The sequence below is a fragment of the Cyclobacterium qasimii M12-11B genome, assembly GCF_000427295.1.
GTDB lineage: Bacteria > Bacteroidota > Bacteroidia > Cytophagales > Cyclobacteriaceae > Cyclobacterium > Cyclobacterium qasimii.
The window spans coordinates 81,676-101,519 of the sequence record NZ_ATNM01000035.1; the positions used below are offsets into that span (position 1 = coordinate 81,676).

15 protein-coding genes and 1 pseudogene are annotated in these 19,844 nt (G+C 37.8%); 15 read left to right on the forward strand and 1 reads right to left on the reverse strand.

Annotated features, from left to right (window positions below; genetic code table 11):
- Nucleotides 1-23: 23 nt before the first annotated feature.
- Nucleotides 24-602: a FecR family protein gene (locus tag ADICYQ_RS03725; protein ID WP_040414360.1), complete on the reverse strand. Its 579-nt coding sequence runs from the start codon at nt 600-602 to the stop codon at nt 24-26.
- 967 nt (nt 603-1,569) lie between these two features.
- Here ADICYQ_RS03725 and ADICYQ_RS03740 point away from each other — a divergent pair.
- The 15 genes and pseudogenes from ADICYQ_RS03740 (at nt 1,570) to ADICYQ_RS03815 (ending at nt 19,351) form a co-directional block, all read left to right on the forward strand.
- Nucleotides 1,570-3,501 carry a methyltransferase domain-containing protein gene (locus tag ADICYQ_RS03740; protein WP_020891711.1) on the forward strand — a complete coding sequence of 644 codons (1,932 nt, stop codon included), beginning with the start codon at nt 1,570-1,572 and terminating at the stop codon, nt 3,499-3,501.
- Between the two features lie 590 nt (nt 3,502-4,091).
- Nucleotides 4,092-4,550, forward strand: coding sequence for a hypothetical protein (locus tag ADICYQ_RS03750; protein WP_040414368.1), 459 nt, complete (start codon nt 4,092-4,094; stop codon nt 4,548-4,550).
- Between the two features lie 141 nt (nt 4,551-4,691).
- Nucleotides 4,692-4,978, forward strand: a pseudogene (locus ADICYQ_RS30055) (alpha-L-rhamnosidase C-terminal domain-containing protein).
- Between the two features lie 231 nt (nt 4,979-5,209).
- Nucleotides 5,210-5,818: an RNA polymerase sigma factor gene (locus ADICYQ_RS03760; RefSeq protein WP_020891715.1), complete on the forward strand. Its 609-nt coding sequence runs from the start codon at nt 5,210-5,212 to the stop codon at nt 5,816-5,818.
- A gap of 126 nt (nt 5,819-5,944) precedes the next feature.
- Nucleotides 5,945-6,946 carry a FecR family protein gene (locus ADICYQ_RS03765; protein WP_020891716.1) on the forward strand — a complete coding sequence of 334 codons (1,002 nt, stop codon included), beginning with the start codon at nt 5,945-5,947 and terminating at the stop codon, nt 6,944-6,946.
- 146 nt (nt 6,947-7,092) lie between these two features.
- Nucleotides 7,093-10,482 (forward strand): SusC/RagA family TonB-linked outer membrane protein, encoded by a 3,390-nt coding sequence (locus ADICYQ_RS03770; RefSeq protein ID WP_051160110.1) that lies wholly within the window; start codon nt 7,093-7,095, stop codon nt 10,480-10,482.
- A gap of 12 nt (nt 10,483-10,494) precedes the next feature.
- On the forward strand, nt 10,495-11,394 hold the full coding sequence (locus tag ADICYQ_RS03775; RefSeq protein WP_051160111.1) for a RagB/SusD family nutrient uptake outer membrane protein: 900 nt from the start codon (nt 10,495-10,497) through the stop codon (nt 11,392-11,394).
- A 98-nt stretch (nt 11,395-11,492) separates the two neighbouring features.
- Nucleotides 11,493-11,975 carry a RagB/SusD family nutrient uptake outer membrane protein gene (locus tag ADICYQ_RS03780; protein ID WP_020891720.1) on the forward strand — a complete coding sequence of 161 codons (483 nt, stop codon included), beginning with the start codon at nt 11,493-11,495 and terminating at the stop codon, nt 11,973-11,975.
- A 228-nt stretch (nt 11,976-12,203) separates the two neighbouring features.
- On the forward strand, nt 12,204-14,279 hold the full coding sequence (locus ADICYQ_RS03785) for a sodium:solute symporter family transporter (RefSeq protein WP_040414370.1): 2,076 nt from the start codon (nt 12,204-12,206) through the stop codon (nt 14,277-14,279).
- A gap of 115 nt (nt 14,280-14,394) precedes the next feature.
- Nucleotides 14,395-14,583 carry a hypothetical protein gene (locus ADICYQ_RS03790; protein ID WP_020891722.1) on the forward strand — a complete coding sequence of 63 codons (189 nt, stop codon included), beginning with the start codon at nt 14,395-14,397 and terminating at the stop codon, nt 14,581-14,583.
- Nucleotides 14,584-14,588: 5 nt separating this feature from the next.
- The gene (locus ADICYQ_RS03795; RefSeq protein ID WP_020891723.1) at nt 14,589-15,371 is read left to right on the forward strand and encodes an HpcH/HpaI aldolase family protein; all 783 of its coding nucleotides are present in this window, start codon (nt 14,589-14,591) and stop codon (nt 15,369-15,371) included.
- 154 nt (nt 15,372-15,525) lie between these two features.
- The gene (locus ADICYQ_RS03800; RefSeq protein ID WP_152520454.1) at nt 15,526-16,701 is read left to right on the forward strand and encodes an exo-alpha-sialidase; all 1,176 of its coding nucleotides are present in this window, start codon (nt 15,526-15,528) and stop codon (nt 16,699-16,701) included.
- A 131-nt stretch (nt 16,702-16,832) separates the two neighbouring features.
- The gene (locus tag ADICYQ_RS03805; RefSeq protein WP_040414371.1) at nt 16,833-17,648 is read left to right on the forward strand and encodes an alpha/beta hydrolase family protein; all 816 of its coding nucleotides are present in this window, start codon (nt 16,833-16,835) and stop codon (nt 17,646-17,648) included.
- Between the two features lie 103 nt (nt 17,649-17,751).
- Nucleotides 17,752-18,036 (forward strand): hypothetical protein, encoded by a 285-nt coding sequence (locus ADICYQ_RS03810; RefSeq protein ID WP_020891727.1) that lies wholly within the window; start codon nt 17,752-17,754, stop codon nt 18,034-18,036.
- Nucleotides 18,037-18,274: 238 nt separating this feature from the next.
- A complete protein-coding gene (locus ADICYQ_RS03815) occupies nt 18,275-19,351 on the forward strand; it encodes a sialidase family protein (RefSeq protein WP_020891728.1) in 1,077 nt (358 codons plus the stop codon).
- Nucleotides 19,352-19,844 lie beyond the last annotated feature (493 nt).

The window sequence follows — 19,844 nt, forward strand, 5'->3', positions numbered from 1 at the left end:
TTCTTTTTTTACAGATATTTAGTTCAAATAAAATAGATGTTGTTATTTTCCTCCCTTGAGAAAATACCATTGAGTTTTGTCGACGCTTCAAGGACCTGATCTAAGTCTTCCCCCAATCTCAGGGTGTTACGTCTCAATTCAAAAAAAGCTTCTCTAGTAAGGGGTACTGATCGTGTCAAAAAATCCCCGAGAAATCTTATCGTCGAAGCGGAGTTCAACCAGGTTTCATTACTGTCCGGAAGAACCATGTATTTTCTTTCAACAATAGCAGATGAAAAGGATGTTAAGTCTTTTTGGTTGAGCTGTTCAGTTTCTCTTGAAAGAAAAAATAAGGATGTCAAGCAAGCGTAGAAAATAAAGGATCCCACAGCCCAAAACCACTTCCTATTTGTCGTAGTTGATTTTGAAACATTTAGATGAGCAACCTTTCTTTCATTGGTTTTTCGATACCAATCACTACTGGAGAGCAAGCTAGAATCTACATCAGCCCTAGGGAGATGCCACGACTCTTGCATTTTTTGCTTCAGAGTATCTTTATAATAAGGATCACTGAGCATTTCAAAAAGCTCATCTTTTTCTAATGGCAAACTGGTGTTGCCCATATATTTATTGAGCAGATGCATTAATCGGGCATTAGTATTTAATTATTAATAGTTTATTTTAAAATGGTTATTAATTAACAAATTTAAAGTAACATAAACAAATTTGAACAAAATGCTGTCCTAATTAAAAGTCAGATTAAATATATCGGGTTTTGAGTCATTTCTGAAAGTGTTTAGGTTAAATTTTGAAGGTGTTTAGGTTAAATTTTGAAAAAAAACGCCTGTATTATATTATTAGGAGTTTTTCTGTGGTTCTCAAAGGGTCTCACGAGCCATTTTTGCAATTCGATTTTAAAGAAAAGTTGTAATTGAAAATATTAAGAATGAATTATTAAAGAATGCCTGTGTACAATAACCAATTATATTTAACGGCTTTAACCCTTCGGCCCTTCGGCAGGCTCAGGGACCACAGGCTCAGGGACCAGATCATCTTATCGGAAATTTGGCCTACTATTAGGAATGGTTTTTCCTCTTTTGTTTTTTAGCGCTTGGGGATTAAAAAAGTAGGTCGTTATAGGTTGTTTTTTTCGATTTTTATAAGTGATTATGGTCACTTTTCTGGTGGTTTATACCCGAGTTTTGGGCTGTTTTTACCATTTACCGCCAAGAGAGGAATACCAAGCCTATATTCTGGAAATTTTTAGGCCAATGCAGGCCGACAAGCAATTTCAAACAGACCTTATAAACTTGAAACTGAGCATATGGGAATGGGAGGTACAATTAAAAACGGCTTGACAATTGCTAACAGAATAGTGACGCCTAATGATCGAAAGAAAAGCTGTAAATAACGGTTTGACAATATGGCTGCTGAAGTGTTTTGATGGAATATTTGTGCGAGGGTCAACTGAAAAAATTCTATTGAACTTTTATGCTGAAAATCCGTCATTTAGCCAAACCCAAAACTGTTATCGGCAAGCACAAAAACAACTAAAGCAAAAATTTAATTATTAACAAATTTAACAGAACGATGAAAGAAAAAAGCCCGAAAGGGCAAGGCTCTAATGAAAAGGTTGACAAAAAAATGGTTCCAAATAAGAAGGCTGGACCTGTATCAAACCTTGAGCAACATTTACAACCCGATTGGTGGAAACGAATTTTCAATGCTATGTATCTAAAAACGGATGCAGATGTGGTGGAAGATGATAAAATTACTAAAAAAGAAGTTGACCTATTCCAGAAAATAATTAACATAAAAGAAGGAGAAACTCTTTTGGACTTGGCATGTGGACAAGGAAGACATTTAATAGAACTACAAAGCCGAAAGAATTATAATCTCCATGGATTGGACCGTTCTCGGTATTTAATCCAAAGAGCCAAAAACATATCCAAGAAAAAAGGGTTATCTATTAATTTTAAAGAAGGAGATGCAAGAAAATTGCCATATCCTACAGATACGTTTGATTATGTAACCAATCTTGGTAATAGTTTTGGATATTTTGAGACACTTGATGATGATACAAAAATTCTAAATGAGATATTCAGAGTATTAAAACCGGGTGGAATGCTTTTGATGGAAATTCCCGATGGAGAATTTTTAAGAAAAAATTTCACCCCAAGGAGCTGGGAATGGATAGATAAAAAACATTTTGTATGTAGGGAAAGATCAATGGCTGCGGATAATCAGAGGTTAATTTCCAGAGAGGTGATAACCCACACAGAAAAAGGTGTAATAGTTGACCAATTTTATGCAGAAAGATTATATACCAAAGAAGATTTAATTGGACTACTTAAAAATGTAAACTTTAAAGAAGTTGATTTTCATGGAAACATTAGTTCAGATTCTTTGCGTAATCAGGATCTGGGAATGATGGAAAACAGGTTTATCCTGACCGCTAAAGCGATAAAAGAATGGACACCAAAAAAGATTAAAAAGGCAGTTAAAAATGTTGTCGTCATTATGGGTGATCCTACACTCAATGATGTAATTAAACCAGACGCTATTTTTGACTCTGATGATTTTGATACAATTGACAAACTTAAAGTTGCATTGAGCAAATTGGACAATTACAAATTTAGCTATCTCAATAACCATAAGACCTTGGTTGCTGATTTGCAAAAATTGCAAGGGAAAGTGGATTTTGTATTTAATCTCTGTGATGAAGGCTTTGATAATGATGCGGTTAAAGAATTGCACGTGCCAGCACTTTTGGAGATTAATAAATTACCCTATTCGGGTTCTAATCCTCAAACATTGGCCTATTGTTATGATAAGTCTCTCATCAGGGGAATTGCCACTGAAATAGGCGTACCTGTTGCAGATGCATTTATGATAACTGCAGAGGAAAATTTATTTGAACTCAACATTCCATTTCCCGTCATTGCAAAACCTAATTTTGGTGATTCCAGCTTCGGAATTACTCAAAAAAACGTGGCTTATACAATTGAAGAATTGGCGGATGCTATTCTTAGAATAAGGTCACAATTTGGATCTTCTAAACCAATATTAGTAGAAGAATTTTTGACTGGGGCCGAATTGTCTGTTGGAATTATAGGAAATAGGCAAAATTACAGAGTTCTCCCAATAATTGAGGAGGATTTTTCTGAATTGCCGGAAGGACTGCCTAAAATTTGTGGCTATGAAGCCAAATGGTTGACAGACTCTCCGTATATGAAAACCTTAAAATCCATCCCAGCTTCTATTCCTGCATCCACCGAAGAAGTATTGATAAACCATAGCCTTAAGCTTTTTGAAAGACTAAATTGCAGAGATTATTGCCGATTCGATTGGCGATTGAATGCGAATGGAGAACCTAAAATTTTGGAAGTAAATCCCAATCCAGGATGGTGTTGGGATGGTCATTTGGCTAAAATGAGTGATTTTGGGGGGATGGATTATTCACAAATGCTTGCAGCGATTTTAAGTGCCGTAGAATTGCGATATAGTCAAACTGAATCATAAATTGCCAGCCTGTACATTGTATATGCGTAATTGCTTCCTATCTTCAGCAACTACGCATATACTATACCTTACACATAAGTTTAAGAGAAACCTACTTATAGAAAAATCAGTTTGAAAAGGTGATTTCGTTTTTTATTAAAAAATAGGCCATGACACACGCGGAACGCCATATTGTGGAAAACCTATTCGGTGCTTTCTGAAAGTTTAAGTGCTGTAGGTAAATTAGAATTGCTCCAACGGCTTACGAAAACTATTAAGAAAGCCAGAAGCTTTAATGAAAAGATTTTTTCAGTTCTTTCGGGGGATTTGCATCAGAAAAGCTTGCCGAAGAAATTAACAAGGATATTAGTGGAAGCAGAACGTTCAGAACAAAGGACTTGAAATTGTAGTAGATGAAATATTTGCTAGACACGAATATTTAATCTCGATGAAATTATCAGGAAGCGAAGGTCTTCGAATACCCGCGGTGTCGAAGCTGAAATCCGTTATACCTCCTTACTAAGAAGGTTCTCGATTACCTTAATAAAGTAGCATGAATTGATTCATAGAAATAATTGTATTACAGAAAAAGACAGACAAGAGATAGAGCCATGAAAAAATTGTTTTTTCTAATAGCATTAATTATTTCGATTTCCCATCTTAAAGCTCAAGACACTTTGAACTACGAATTGGTAGATGCTTTTAGGATAGACAAGAAATTCTCATCTGAAATTTTAAATTATCTGATAAAAAAAGGGGAATTAACAAAATCTGAGGTTGATGAACGAATGTTGAATATATTTCAAAGCGTTTATGTTATTGATATTTTTAATCCAAATAACCTTAATCAAAACGGAATCTATAGATTTGGTAGAATTACAAGCCATGGAGATATTTATCTCCTGATTAAATCTGAAAACAAAATAGAAATAATTAATGATTTCAGCCATGAAGCAATTCAAAAAAAGGTTGGAAATTTTCTCCAACAAGAATCAAACGAATTTGATGGTCATACAATAAAAAATTATCAAGAAGCATTGAATAATTGGTTTGTAAATAGAAGTTATTGAAAAACAACGAGATATAATATTACCTCAGATTCAGCGGGTGGTTTCGAGTAAATAGAAAAACCAGAATTTTTAGGAAGCTAGGGGTAGGTTGGAAGCGAACGTCTCCGAATGGCCGCCGTCTCCAAACTGAATCCCTTTAGCATGCCACTTAGCTTTTTTAAAGGGATTGGTGGAATCTGCTCCATTGATGAAAATCTAGGATATAAAAAGTTTATTATTGCCCTTTCTTTTCCTTCAGATATTGAATGGGTAGAAGCAGGAATTTTCTCTCCTTATGGAACGATAAAAGTCATTGGAAACGAAGCGAGGAAGGAGTAGAATGGACAATCACCATACCTGCCAATACCATGGCTGAAATAAGGTTGCCTGGAGAAGGAGAGAAAGCTTCCTGTTTTTTTAACCTAAAAGAAAAAGTTTTGAAAAAATAGTTGATGACAAAGGAGTATTTATATATTCGGTAGATTTGCCTAGTGGAATATACAATTTGATGTTGGACGGTAAAAGATTGGAGATGACTATTTAGAATATCAATCTATGATTGAGGGTAATTGGTAATTATTGCAAAAGAAAATTATGCCAATCCATATTTAATAACTATAATTAGGAAGCCTGAGTTGTAATAATCCCTTTTTTGAGGATTGGTCATAATAAATCCAAAAATGCCTAATTATAAACTTGATCCCTTTTCAAGTGATATTTCTGAAATCAAAAATACAGACGCTACAATAATTGTTGCGAATGGGATGTTATGGGATGAATTCAGAAAAGGTGGTGATGCTGCCTTTATTCAGATATATGAGCAATTTTTTGATAGCCTATTTGCTTATGGCATGCGTTTATCTAAGGATGAATCCCAAACCAAGGATGGTATTCAGGAGGTCTTCTTTGATCTCAGGCGTCTACGTCATAAAATAGGCCCTACTGACAATATTAAGTTTTATTTACTTAAATGCCTTAACCGAAAACTTCAGCGTCAGTTTTCCAAATGGGAACACAGAAGGGAAAGCCTTGACATAGGTCAGGATTTTGATTTCACGATTTCCCATGAACAACAGTTGATTGATCAACAAATGGGTATGGAGAAGATTGAGGAGTTGAATAGTGCTATTGCCAAGCTTAGTCCCAGAAAAAAAGAAATCATATATTATTTTTTTTACGAAGGATTTAGTTACGCGCAGGTCCAGGAAATTATGGGATTGGACAGTGTCAAAACTACTCGGAATCTAATGTACAAGGCTTTGGGCTTTTTACGAGAAAAGCTTAAATAGGGCAATAGTGAAGTTTAATTTGTTAGCCGTTTCTTTCTATTAATTAGATATTTCAAAAAAACGTAAAATTTTTAGGTGTTCTTTTGGAGGTGCTTTGTATTTGCATATAAAGCCAGTACAATTTTGATGAAGACCAAAGAGGAATTTTTAATTGACCCAGAGTTTATTGCCTGGGTAAGGCACCCAAATGATCATTTGAATGATTATTGGTCTAAATGGATGGATGCCAATTCTGCAAATTTAAGAGAACTAAAGCTGGCCCGAGAAATTTTATTGCGTACCAACTACCAGGAATACAAGGCCCCGGCGGGGATGAAAGATGCTATTAGACAAAAGCTTTTAACCATAAAACCTGCGGACCATCCAAGAGAAAAGAAGAATTACCGATGGATTATTAATCTAGCAGCTGTGTTTTTGATTGGACTTGCCTTGGTATGGATCTCTGGAGTTTTTAACAAAGACATAGTAGAAAGCCCTGTTGAAAATGTGGTAATGCATCACAAGAGGACCGTTTCAGGCGAGAAATTACAGTTAACCCTGGCGGATGGCTCAAGGGTTTGGTTGAACAGCAACAGTGAATTTTCTTTTCCGGATAAATTTGGAGCTACAGAGAGAAGGGTGATTTTAAAAGGAGAAGCATTTATTGAAGTGGAGAAGGATAGCTTAAGACCTTTTAGGGTTGTCGCTCAGGGATTGGTGACCACTGCTTTAGGTACTTCCTTCAATATTAAGGAAAAGGGTGATTTAGGGATAAAGATTTCATTGGTAACGGGTAAGGTTAAGGTTGAGAATGTTTCCACAAGTGAAGATTTTATTCTTAGACCTGGAGAAGAATTGCATAGAGATCCTATTACAGGTGAAAAAAGCATACGGAAGTTTGATACGCATACTATTTCATCATGGAAAGACGGAATCTTATTGTTTGAAAAATCGAGCCTAGATGAGGTTGTGGAAATACTGGAAAATTGGTATGGGGTAAAGATAAACATGCAAAATCCCACAAAAGTAACCTGGGAATTTTCAAGTGAATACCGTAATCAAAGCCTGGAGAATGTGTTGAAGAGTATGGGCTATGTGCAAAATTTTGAATTTGATATAAAAGGAAAAAATGTTACAATCAAATTTTAAAAATAGAATACACAAGAGACCACCATAAAAAAACCGGTTGGATAAATCCAACCGGCTGTGAGAGGTCTAATGATGAAGAACATTGGGGAATGGATCCATCAATAGACCGTGCATATTGAAATTAATTCCAATAAACATTCAAAAATATGAAAAAAAAATTACTTCAGACAATTATGATGTTGTCCAAAGGCTTCTTGTACGGCTTAGTTTTCCAAATGTTGGTGGTGAACTTCACCAGTGTTATACAAGCAAAAGGCCAGTATAAAAGCATTGAAGAAGTTACCATTCGGCTATCTGCCCCTTCATTAAGTATAGGGCAGTTCTTTAAAGAAGTAGAAAGAAAAACTCCTTTTAAGTTTGCATTTGATAATCAAAGGCTTGACAAGTCCCAGATTATACGTTTCGATCAACAGAAAGGAACTGTAGAAGAGAGCCTTATTGTCGCTGGCAAACAGTTAAAACTAAGTTTCCGTCAGATAAACAATACAATTGATGTAATCAAGCGTACTGAATCTGAGGTAAAAAGTATTTCCATAATGGAAATGAAACCTATCTCTGGTACGGTGAAGGATGAAAATGGTGAAGGGATACCAGGAGCCACAGTATTGGTTGTTGGGACAAGTTCAGGGACAGCGACGGATATAGATGGAAATTTCAGCCTGGATGTAGACGAAGGTGCGGTACTTCTGGTTTCATTTATCGGTTACGAGTCACAAAGAGTAACTGTAGGAAATCAAAGCAGCTTATTTATCACCTTGTCAGAAGATCAATCCTCTTTGGATGAAGTGGTGGTCGTGGGTTATGGTACCCAGAAAAGCAGGGATTTGACTACGGCTGTAGCCAAACTTTCCGGAGAAAAACTTGAGGACAGAACAGGAACCATTACCCGAGTTGACCAGGCATTAATAGGTGCATTGGCCGGAGTTAGGGTTCAGGAAGTTTCAGGTCAACCGGGTAGGCCTTTAAGCATTAAAGTGAGAGGTACAGGCTCGATTACTGCAGGGTCAGAACCATTGTATGTCGTGGATGGTGTGCCTATTTCTGGTGATTTGGATAATATTGCTGTTGGCAATATTGAAAGTATAGAAGTTTTGAAAGATGCAGCTGCTTCTGCTATTTATGGGTCAAGAGGAGCCAATGGGGTAGTAATCATAACTACAAAGAAAGGGACTTCTGGAGCTCCTGTTGTTTCTATCAAAACAAGGTATGGTTTCCAACAGGTTGCAAAAACTTATGATGTATTAAACAGGGATGAGTGGATAGATTTTGCTGTAGAGGAAAGGAACAATACTTATTTATTGAATGGTGGGGATCCTAACGTTCCCTATGATGACAGACCAGGAGGAAGCAGAATAAATCCGGAATGGATTTCAAACCCTGGAAGTTTCCCGGATACAGATTGGCAAGCTTTAATTTCAAGAACTGCACCAATTCATAATTCCCAATTGTCAATTTCGGGAGGTACAGATAACACAACCTATAATGTCTATGCAGACGTCTTTCAGCAAGAGGGAGTTATAAAGCATACAGATTATAACAGGTATTCATTTAAAGTAAATGTAGAAACCAAAATTCATGAGAGGGTGAAAGTTGGTTTAAACATAAGTCCAAGTTTTTCCATCCAAAATGAAGCTGATGCAGAAGATGTGGGTGGACCGATTTCCAGAGCCAAATTTTTAGCACCTATAGTTGAACCTCATTTGGGTACAGTTAACACTGGTGGAGAGCCATATACAAGAACAGATATTCTGGTCAATCCATTGGCTTGGTTGGAGGAAACGGATGATGAAACCAAAAGATTCAGAACGATCGGAAGCTTTTATGCAGAGTTGGAAATCATAAAAAACCTAAGTTTAAGAAACGCTACATCTGCCGATTACTCAACAGGAAACAATAGCTTTTATAAGACCAATAATGTTAATAGAGACAATGGAAGCTACGCTCAAGCTGCTACTTCATTGAATACCAATTTATTGAACGAAACATTATTGAGTTATTCTATCGGAAATGAAAACCATGATTTTACCGCAATAGCTGGGTTTTCTGCTCAGAAATTCCGTAATGAAAATACTTTTAGTGAAGTAAGGGGATTTCCGGATGACTTGGTTAAAACGCTAAATGCGGGTACAGAACTTATAGCCGCCCAATCTACAGCTAGTGAACACAGCCTTTTGTCCTATTTTTCACGTGCTACCTACAGTTTAAATGACCGCTATTTAGTTACAGCAAGTATCCGAAGAGATGGATCTTCCAGATTTGGAGGCAATAACAAATGGGGTTGGTTTCCATCTGTTTCAATGGGGTGGAGAGTATCGGAAGAAAATTTCATGAAAAGTGTCAACGTACTGAATAATTTGAAATTAAGGGCCAGTTATGGCGCAACTGGAAATTACAATATTCCTAACTATGGATACATAGGATCTCTTTCGCAAACAAATTATGTGTTGGGAGATGGAACGGGTAGCCTTGTAGGAGGTTTGAGCCCTTCATCTTTTAGTAATCCGGAGTTAAGCTGGGAAAAAAACAACACTTTAAATTTAGGTGTTGATATTGGCTTTCTGGAAAACAGATTCACATTAGGTGTGGATGTCTATAGAAGCATAACCCGTGACTTACTCTTGAATGTTCCTATTCCAGTTATTTCAGGATTTAGTAGCACCTTGCAAAATATAGGTAAGGTAGAAAACAAAGGGTTAGAGTTTGAACTGGGTGCCAGGGTTATCAATACCAGTGATTTTTCATGGAGAATAGATGGGAATTTATCCTTCAATAGAAATAAGGTCTTGGAATTAGGTCCAGAAGGAGCGCCAATTCCCGGATTTGCCAGAGGTACCTCTGTTACGATCACTCAAATAGGATCTCCAATTGGAAGTTATTTCCTTATTCCTGTAGCTGGAGTTTTCATGACTGAAGAAGAATTGAATTCTAGTCCTAAGTCGAAAACCCAAAATGTGGGTGACTTAAAATATGTAGATACCAACGAGGATGGTATAATTACTGATGATGACAAACAAATTGTTGGGAAAAACCAACCTGATTTTACCTGGGGTTTGACTCAAACCATCCAATATAAAAATTTCGATTTAAGTGTAATGGCTTATGGAGAATCAGGAAACAATTTGCTCAATGAAAGTCAGGGTGGTGCAGGACGTTCCCATGTAGGGAATGTACTAGGATATTGGAGAGACAGGTATGTTTCAGCAGAAAACCCAGGAGATGGTATAACCCCAAGGGCTGCGGTTACTTCAAACTTGACTACGCCCTCAACGTTTTGGCTGTTTGATGGCAGTTTCTGGAGAATTAGAAATGTATCTCTAGGCTATAATGCTCCGGATGTTTTCTTAGGGAATTTTAGAGGTGCAATCTCAGGGTTAAGAGTTTATTTGAGTGCTGAAAATGTATTCACCAAAGACAACTATTTTGGTAACCCGCAAACCGGGGTAAGGGACAACAGCCTGTTGGTTCCTGGTATTGATGCTACAAATACTTATCCATTGGCCAAATCGCTTGTTTTGGGTTTAAACATTACATTTTAAAATTTAAGAAAAATGAAATTTATATATAAATATGCATTCATTTCCCTGGCATTTCTATTTTCATGTTCAGAAGATTTTCTCAATTTGGCCCCTATTTCTAATAGAAGTGTAGAAGGGTTTTATAATAGTGAGCAGGAATTAAATCAAGCTTTGATGGGCGTTTATGATGGACTTCAATCCACGCAAACAAGTGTCTATGCCATGTTGATGAAAGAGCAACGCTCCGACAATACCTTTCAGCAATCACTCTTGTATAATTTTCACTCAATTATCCATTTTAACGAATCGCCTGAGAACACACAGCTTTACCCTGCCTGGTCGGATTTATTCGAATCTATATACCGCTGTAATATTTTCCTTGAAAAGATTGAAGGGGTGAGTTTTGAAGATGATCAGTTAAAAGAGCAAATGAAAGCAGAAACCAAAGTGATAAGGGCACTGTTTTATTTTGACCTTGTAAGGTATTTTGGAGGAGTTCCGATAGTTACAAAACCACTTTCCATTACAGAATCACTTCAATACGAGAGGAATTCCATAGATGAGGTTTACGCAGCCATAATTGCTGACCTAGAGGAGGCAGCAGCCACTTTACCTCAGACTTACTCATCACAGGATGTAGGAAGGATAACCTCTTTGGCCGCTAAGGCCCTTTTGGGCAAAGTGTATTTAACCAAGAGTGGGTATCCTTTGAACTCGGGGGAATGGGAGAAAGCAAAGGTTCTACTTGAGGAAGTCATTAATTCAGGGCAATTTGAATTTTTCCCTCAATATTCAGATGTGTTTAATATCGCCAATGACAATGGAAAACAGTACGTTTTTGGGTTCAATTTAATTCAGACGCTCAAGGAGAAGGTAATCCTATTCCTAGAATTCAGGCGGCTAATAATATTGACCGAAATGACCCTGTTTTAGGCGTTTCCTCAGGAGGATCTCCACTAAGCCCAATTGTCTCTCAGGATTTCATTAATAGTTTTGAAGAGGGTGATGTAAGACTTGCCCACACCGTTCAAATGCAGTGGCTTCAAAACGATGGGGTAATGTTTTATACTCCCTTTTCTAAAAAGTTTGTTTCAGGGAATTCCGGTCCACAGAATAACTGGGATATTAATTGGCCTGTCATTCGGTATACAGATGTACTGATGATGTATGCAGAAGTACTAAATGAGATTGCTTATACTCCAAATGGGAAAGCTTTTGAAATTTTAAATCAAGTACGAGAAAGAGCCGGTTTGGATCCTAAAGCAGCCAATGATGTGCCCGATCAAGGGTCTTTTAGAAACTGGGTATTGAATGAGAGAAGATTTGAATTTGCTTTTGAACACCAGAGATGGCACGATTTGGTTAGAACTGATCAGGGTTTAACAGTAATGAAGAATTTTTTGATGGAATATGGACTTGATGGGAATGTAACCAAGGAGAAATACCTTTATCCAATTCCTTCAAGAGTAATTCAAACCAACCCAATTATTACTCAAAATCCTGGTTTTCAATAAAGCAGAAGCATACTTGATACCTGTCCCAGTTTTTGTTGTGAGGGGTTTAAAGGATAATTCATCAGGCCATTTGGAGGTTTCAAATTAGCAGGGCTAAATTTTAATCTCCAGATGGCATTGAAAATTTGTGTTTAGTAATTTCAAAACCTAGTCTATTACAGGTTAATCCCAACTACAATTGCCGCATAAAATAAAAAATATGAGAAACTTACTTTACGGATTTATTTTTTGGTTTCACCTCTTATTTCTTGTAGTGACCAGACAAATTCCAAAGGGGAGGTTTCTACTAAATTAAGAGAACACGCCATCGAACAACTCCAATCTGTATTATATAGTGATTTGAAGTGGGAAAAAATTCATGCGGCAGAGTACCTGTTAGCGCTTGACTATCAGATAGGAGTGGATAGTGTTTTCAAAAAAGAAGAATTAAAATTTGGCAATGAACCCTATTATAGAATTGGAATATGGAGGGTGTTGGCTCAATCTGGTGGGAATGATGATTTTAAAAAGGTTTGGATAGATAAAATTAGGGCAGTCTATCAAGACAGCCTTTCACAAGATAGAATTCATGCTGCCGAAGCACTGGCGAAGCTTGAAAAATCTCCCAATATTGAGGTACAGACGAATGATGAAATTTTACATGTATTTAACACATGGGCCTATGCCTATTCATCCGAGTCCAGAAAAAAGCAAAGCATAGCGGATTTGATGGAAATTTTAAAAGGGGAGGAATATTCTGATAGGGCTAGAAAGTTGGCTGCTTATGCATTAAGAAAGGTAAAAGTGATCAGTGCCTCAGATTGGGATCAAATAACAGATTTGGCATTAAGCCAAACTGAAATTTCTGATTTTCAAGTTTATTTGACTTCTCTAAGTTGGATTACAACCCCAAAGGATTCTTTATCAGTTCCTAGAATGGAAAAGATAAAGAATCGAATGTCAAAAGTGGGAGAGGACAATCTAATTTATCAAAGAGAATATGCCTATACCCTGGGCGAGAAAGGGAATAATCTTGATCTGGATTTATTGGAGAGAATGGCCAATTTAAATCCTGATAAGGATAACCCATCCTATAATCAACTCATTGATCTTAAAGTTACGGCTGCCTATGCCTTGCTGCGGATTGAACGAAGGGTGGAGGCTAAACTTTCCTGGATTGATTGGCTTGTAATTTCCTTGTATGGGGCCCTGATGTTGGGTATTGGGTATTTCTACTCAAAAGTCAATAAGACCAAGGAAGACTATTTATTGGGAGGTAGGAAGATGAATTCCGTGTCTATCGGCATTTCGCTCTTCGCTACTTTACTTAGTACAGTGAGTTATTTGTCCTATCCGGGGGAAATGATCAAATATGGGCCGGTTATTTTCGCTGGAATGTTAGGCTTTCCAATCGTTTATTTTGTTGCCGGCTGGTGGTTGATCCCTAGAATAATGGCAATGAAAGTGACGAGTGCCTATGAAATATTGGAATTGAAACTGGGTTTAAGCATTAGGATGTTGGCCATCTTTATGTTCCTTTCCTTAAGGTTTCTTTGGATGGCTACTATTATTTATGTCACCATTGATGTAACTTTTCTTACGGTAGTTCCTATAGACCCAAGCTATGTCCCTTTGGTCAGTATTTTATTAATGCTTATAACCATTGTCTATACTTCAATGGGCGGCCTAAAAGCAGTTGTGGTAACCGATGTGGTTCAAACAGTAGTGTTTCTGGGAGGTGCATTTCTGAGTATTTTGATTGTAAGCATGCATTTTGGATCAGTAAGCTCATGGTTCCCTACGGAATGGCCGGCCTACTGGAAGCCTATTCAATTTGGTTTTGATACCCAAGAAAGGACCACCATAGGGAATGCAGTTGTTATGTTATTTGCCTGGTATATTTGTACCACAGGTTCCGACCAAATGGCCATTCAAAGGTATTTGTCCACCAGAGACATTAAGGCAGCCAGAAAATCTTTAAAAGTTTCATTATATACCAATTTATTGGCTAAATGTTTACTAGGTCTTTTGGGACTTGCAATGTTTGCTTTTTTCTCTAAGAACCAACATTTTTTAGCCGATGGTCAATCCTTTAGTGAACAGTCAGACACCTTGTTTCCAAGGTTTATATTGTTGGGATTACCAGTAGGTATATCAGGTTTGGTGATTGCAGGTTTGCTTGCAGCGGCCATGTCAAGTCTTTCCTCGGGCTTAAACTCCGTCTCAACCGTGATATCTGAAGATATTTTCAATCGATTTTTTAAAAGGAAAAAGAAGTTTCCTTCAAAAGCTCATTGCAACAGATTAAAATTCTTTCCTACTTAACTGGATTAATTGTAATCGGATTGAGCTTTTTTGTAGGGAGTGTACAAGGGAACTTGTTTGATATTGTAATTAAGGTGACCCACCTTTTTGTTGCCCCTTTATTTGTATTGTTTTTATGGCTTTGTTTGTTCCTTTTGCCACTGAAAAAGGGACATTTTTGGGGGGTATAGTGGCCATTATTGTTGCTGTAGGAATTTCATTTTATGGCGTGATGGGAATTACGGTGCTGTGGGTTTTACCTTTCTCCTTTTTTGCGGGAGCGCTTGTCGCATGTACCATAAGTTTGATTAATAAAAAAGAATAAAAGATATGAAAAGTAGCAAATGTTTAGCGAAGTGGGAAGCGGGTCAACCGGTTTTGGGGATAACGCTTCATTTAACTGATCCTTCCGTTTTCGAACTTACAAGTTTAATGGGGATGGATGTCATCTGGGTTGACATGGAGCATCACTCTCATTCTATAGAAACGGTTAATGGTTTGATGAGGGCGGCACGAGTTGGTTCTTCCGACCTTATGATAAGACCAGGAAATGGTGAGTACAATCAAATGGCCAGGTTGATGGAAGCAGGAGCCAATGGGATAATGTATCCGAGGTGCCGTACGGTAAAGGAGGCAAAACTAGCAGTGAAAAGCATTAAGTTTCCTCCGATGGGTGAGAGAGGATTAGATGCCGCAGGTCCGGATGCCCATTATGGTTTGACTCCATTGTCTGAATACCTGGTAACATCCAATAAAGGAACCTTTTTGGTAATTCAAATTGAGGACCAGGAAGGGCTTGGTGCTGCGCAGGAAATCGCTGAAGTAGAAGGGGTCGACTTGCTTTTCTTTGGCCCGGGAGACTTTAGTCTTCAGGGTGGATTCCCCGGGAAGTTCAATGATTCAAGATATTGGGATGCGGTGGGAAAAGTTGCTGACTCAGCCAAGAGTGCCGGTAAATTATGGGGTACACCCGCCTTTTCATCTGAACATGCCAAGAAATTGTTGGACATGGGAGCAATGTTTATTACCTATTCGAGTGATTTGAGTTTATTCCGTAAGCGACTGACTGAAATTAAAGATGAATTTAAACCTTTGGGAATCAATTTTTCATAAAAAATCTCGAATTAATTGAATGTCATGATAAAGCGTAGGCAATTCTTAAAATCTTCTGTCTCTAAGGGTATTTCGCTAATGGTGATTCCTGGACTAGGAGGACTAAATTTTCAAACTTACAGAAAAGGAAGAAAATTGAAATACCAGCTTAAACATGATATACCGACCAAATTATATGATGGTAAAAAAGTGCTGGGTTCATCCTCGCGCAGGAATAATACCTAAGAGAGGGAAAAAGGGTAAACCAAAGGTTTTGTTTACGATGAATACCCACGATATATCAGGAAGTGATGTGTTCAAGGGTATGTATGGTTTTCATACGGATGATTTAGGGAAGTCCTATTCTGAACCTATAGCATTACCTCCGTTAAACCCTCGTTTTGAAACAATTGAAGGGAAAGAACATCCCGTAGCAGCGAGTGATTTTTGGCCAGCTTTTCATTCTTCCTCTAGAAAACTATTAGGCATAGGCCATACGGTGGTGTATACTCCTGAATGGAAGGTAATGGTTCCCCGTCCAAGACATACCTCCTATGCTGTATACGATGAGAAAAATGACAAATGGGGCAATTGGAAGAAACTCCAAATGCCTGGTGGGGAGCAGTTTTATTTTGCGGGAGCAGGTTCAGTACAAAGGTATGATGAAAGCGATGGGACCATTTTATTGCCTATCTATTTTAATCCCCATCCGAATGGGAGGAAGCGATCTGATCGTGTAGCTGTTTTGCGGTGTAGTTTTAATGGAGAAAACCTCATTTACCAAATGCATGGTCAGGAAATTAGTATTGAAGACAATTCCCGAGGTTTACAGGAGCCCTCTTTGACAAAATTCAAAGGCAAATATTACCTAACCATGCGAAACGACCACAATGGGTATGTAAGCAAAAGTCAGGATGGTTTGAATTTTGAACCGATTGTTTCCTGGAAGTTTGACGATGGATCAGACTTGGGAAACTACAATACTCAACAACATTGGGTAACTCATAGTGAAGGCTTGTTTCTTGTTTATACCAGAAAGGGGGCAGATAATGACCATGTTTTTCGCCACCGTGCGCCCTTATTTATGGCTCAGGTAGACCCGGACAAGCTATGTGTTATTTGGGATACAGAGCGGATTATTGTTGAAGAAAGAGGAGCCAGATTAGGAAATTTTGGGGTGACAAATGTAAGTCCTAACGAAACCTGGGTGACAGTGGCGGAGTGGATGCAGTTTTCAGGAAAGGTAAAAACCCCTACTTCAAATCTAGAAGTAAAAAATTATGGAAGCGATGGCAGTGTGTGGGTAGCTAAAATTAATTGGAATCAGCCTAATAAGTATTTTAAAACCTGATGAAATTTCTCTTAGCCATGGATGCAACTGTTAAAATTCGTCCATTAATGGGGATTCATGGATATTTAAATACAACCATTTCTAATAATCGATAGAAAAGGGGGGGATATTAGCCTAAATCAAAAAGATTAATGTTTGTAATCAGAAACTTGCTTCAATTGTCTCGTCCATTGTCCTGGGTGACCTGCTTTCTAATTTTTATAAATTATACCAGTTCCTATGCAATTACATTTCCGAAAGATACTGTAATTGAGATTTCTAATCGAAAGGTTTACATCTCCTTGCCTGAGAGGAATGAAAAAGTGAATGAAGCCCCATTTCCGGTTTTAATGGCAATACATGGAAACGGTAGGAATGCGATGAGTTATGCTCCTGGAAATGAACAAAGCGTGCCTTTTTATGTGCACCAAAGGAATATGGCCATCGATAATGGCTACTTATTTGTTGTCATCTCTAATGGAAATGATACCTGGGGAACAGACCAAGGGCTGGAAAATTTGATGGAGGTATACCGGTACATAAGCTCAAATTATAGGGTTAAAGAAAAATGGGTTTTATGGGGCACTTCAGCCGGAGGGCTTCAAATGTTTAGAATGATAGCTGAATACCCGGAGAAAATTGACCGGGTCATTGGCACTTTCCCTGTCTATGATTTAGAGCAGGCTTATTCGCAAAGAAAGTCTTCAAATTTTATTTGGCAATCAAAAGAAGATTTTGAAAATATCAATCCCGCAAATTCACCTGAAAAATTAATAAATGTGCCCATGTTGATTTTTCATGGTAGAAAAGATCAGGCAGTACCTTTCAAGAACCATTCATTGAAATTAAATAGAGAGGTCAATGAACTAGGTGGTTCCGTAAAGCTAAAGCTGGTCAAGGGTGGCCACAGTACTTCAAATTGGAAAGTGTACAAAAACCCTTTGATTAAGGCTTTCTTGACAGAATGAAAGGATATTATTAGCTAATTGAGCGGCTATATTAAATTTTGCGGTTAAATATTTATCATGCCGGAAAACATCATTTTCAATCCATATTCAAATAATTTAAAAAATGAAGTTTAGAAATTGTTTTGGCTTGGTAAAAACAATCTTGATAGGGATATCAATAATGCTATTCGTTTCTCCTTTGGTAAAAGCCTTGGGGCAAGGAGATTTTACTGGCGTGAACTATCCTGAAAAGGAGGACCCATTACCTATTGTTTTAACCTGGGATTATAATATTTATGTCATGGGGCCTGCTGATATAAAGCAATTTGTGCAGTTGGCTAAGGAAAAAAATATTGATCAAATGTTTTTTTGTCCAAAGTCCAGTCATACGCCAAGAAACATGATTTAGGTTCCAAGAAATCCCTATTGCCGAATTCCCTTATCAATTGAAAACAAAACTCATTATACGTGCATTGGCGACAGGAACCATTCATGTCGATAACATTAAGATTGAATAAAATACAATAAGAAAAAACAATAACCTCAAAACCAGCCTACTTGTTGCGTTTTGACCAAACCTTATAAGAAATAATGATAAATCTTAAAACTTTAACCAATAGCCTAGCTGTTTTTTTATAGCCATTTTTATGGCAAATGGACAAGACGCTATAATCCCAAAATACAAGACAACGCAAATTTTGGTTTCTTCAAATGAATTTGAAGAAGACAATTATTTGGCTTTCCCAGCTATTTTAAGATTGAATCCGGACGAAGTATTGGTGTCCTTTAAAAGAGGAACACAACATGGTGGAGGGAAGGAAGCTCGTTTGGATATGATGCATTTCGACACCAAAAATAATGTCATCATAGAACGAAAAAACCTAGCGAGTGACCCCGGGCTAATACATCAAATGGGGGAATGGGTTAAGTTTCCAGATGGATCTATAAAGCTCTATATCGATTCTCAACATTCCGGGCATGACAATGACAATTATCGTACAGGGCTGAGACAGGTAAGTGTAAGGAAGACAAAGGATGGTTTTGAGGCTTCAAAAACCGAACTGGCACCAATGGTAAATGGACGGGAATATGGCTATGCATTTGACTTTATTGTTAAGGACAAAATTACTTATATGTTGGTGATGGGCTTTGGTTATAGGCCAGGAGGCGAATGGTCTGTGGATGTGATTCAGTCTAAGAATAATGGTAAATCATGGAGTTTGGTTCGCAACTTAACCGAAGAATTTGGTGGGCATAAAATCAATGAAAGTGCATTTATTCCATGGGAAGATGGATTTATGGTGACCACCAGAGAATATGGGCATAACCAAAGAATTTATTTTACAGACGCTGAATTTAAGGTAATCAAGGAGAACAATTTAAGTTCAGCACATGGATTTATAGAATCGCATATTGGCCGACCACGGCTTTTTTCAAGAGATGGAAATCTGTATTTATTGGGTAGGAATTGGAGAACCATGGAAGGAGAGGGGAGAAGGATGGAATTGGGACTGTTCAAGATCAACCCGAAATCTTTAGCCGTAGAAAAATGGTTCATTTTGGACAATAGCGAACGTGCGCACATCACAGATGGCTACTATGCGGCCCCTTATTTTCAGGAAAAAGAAGGCAAAACTTTTTTTAATATGATCAACTACAAAGGAGCCAATAAGGCTTTCCCTAATATTGAGCGGTATGAATTTCTATGGGATGAGATTAAGTAGAGTGGAGATGTGGTGAGTTGGAGATGTAGTGATCTTGTGATGGGGTGATAGGGTGATGTAGTGATTTGGTGATGTAGTGATGGGGTGAAAAGTGTAGCCAAAACTAATCTTTCTCCCACAACTTCCAACCCCGCCTCGTAGTTTTGGCTCGGCCAGCGCGCCTATTAATATTGACGAATCCGATATAAGTTGCTGTGTCGCTATTGCGAAGCCTGTTTTAGGAAGGTGTTGTGGAGGATAAGGGTGTAACAATCTCATAATGCTGGGGATTTGTTCGATTTTTTCTACACCAAGCCCTAGCAATGTCTTGGAATGACGTTTTTCGGTCACTGAGCTTGTCGAAGTGTACCGAATTAGCCATATATCATTTCGTCATTGCGAACTCTTTTTTGGGGAGGTGTTGCGTAGGAAAAGGGTGTGGCAATCTCATTACGTTGGAGATTCCTTCATTTTTCTCTAGGCAAAGCCCCTGCAAAGTCTCGGAATGACGAAT

Bases quoted from the DNA above. Each gene is read 5' to 3' on its own strand.
- ADICYQ_RS03725 (WP_040414360.1), bottom strand. From the start codon at position 602: ATGGGCAACACCAGTTTGCCATTAGAAAAAGATGAGCTTTTTGAAATG.
- ADICYQ_RS03740 (WP_020891711.1), top strand. From the start codon at position 1,570: ATGAAAGAAAAAAGCCCGAAAGGGCAAGGCTCTAATGAAAAGGTTGAC.
- ADICYQ_RS03750 (WP_040414368.1), top strand. From the start codon at position 4,092: ATGAAAAAATTGTTTTTTCTAATAGCATTAATTATTTCGATTTCCCAT.
- ADICYQ_RS03760 (WP_020891715.1), top strand. From the start codon at position 5,210: ATGCCTAATTATAAACTTGATCCCTTTTCAAGTGATATTTCTGAAATC.
- ADICYQ_RS03765 (WP_020891716.1), top strand. From the start codon at position 5,945: ATGAAGACCAAAGAGGAATTTTTAATTGACCCAGAGTTTATTGCCTGG.
- ADICYQ_RS03770 (WP_051160110.1), top strand. From the start codon at position 7,093: ATGAAAAAAAAATTACTTCAGACAATTATGATGTTGTCCAAAGGCTTC.
- ADICYQ_RS03775 (WP_051160111.1), top strand. From the start codon at position 10,495: ATGAAATTTATATATAAATATGCATTCATTTCCCTGGCATTTCTATTT.
- ADICYQ_RS03780 (WP_020891720.1), top strand. From the start codon at position 11,493: ATGCAGTGGCTTCAAAACGATGGGGTAATGTTTTATACTCCCTTTTCT.
- ADICYQ_RS03790 (WP_020891722.1), top strand. From the start codon at position 14,395: ATGGCTTTGTTTGTTCCTTTTGCCACTGAAAAAGGGACATTTTTGGGG.
- ADICYQ_RS03795 (WP_020891723.1), top strand. From the start codon at position 14,589: ATGAAAAGTAGCAAATGTTTAGCGAAGTGGGAAGCGGGTCAACCGGTT.
- ADICYQ_RS03800 (WP_152520454.1), top strand. From the start codon at position 15,526: ATGATATACCGACCAAATTATATGATGGTAAAAAAGTGCTGGGTTCAT.
- ADICYQ_RS03805 (WP_040414371.1), top strand. From the start codon at position 16,833: ATGTTTGTAATCAGAAACTTGCTTCAATTGTCTCGTCCATTGTCCTGG.
- ADICYQ_RS03810 (WP_020891727.1), top strand. From the start codon at position 17,752: ATGAAGTTTAGAAATTGTTTTGGCTTGGTAAAAACAATCTTGATAGGG.
- ADICYQ_RS03815 (WP_020891728.1), top strand. From the start codon at position 18,275: ATGGCAAATGGACAAGACGCTATAATCCCAAAATACAAGACAACGCAA.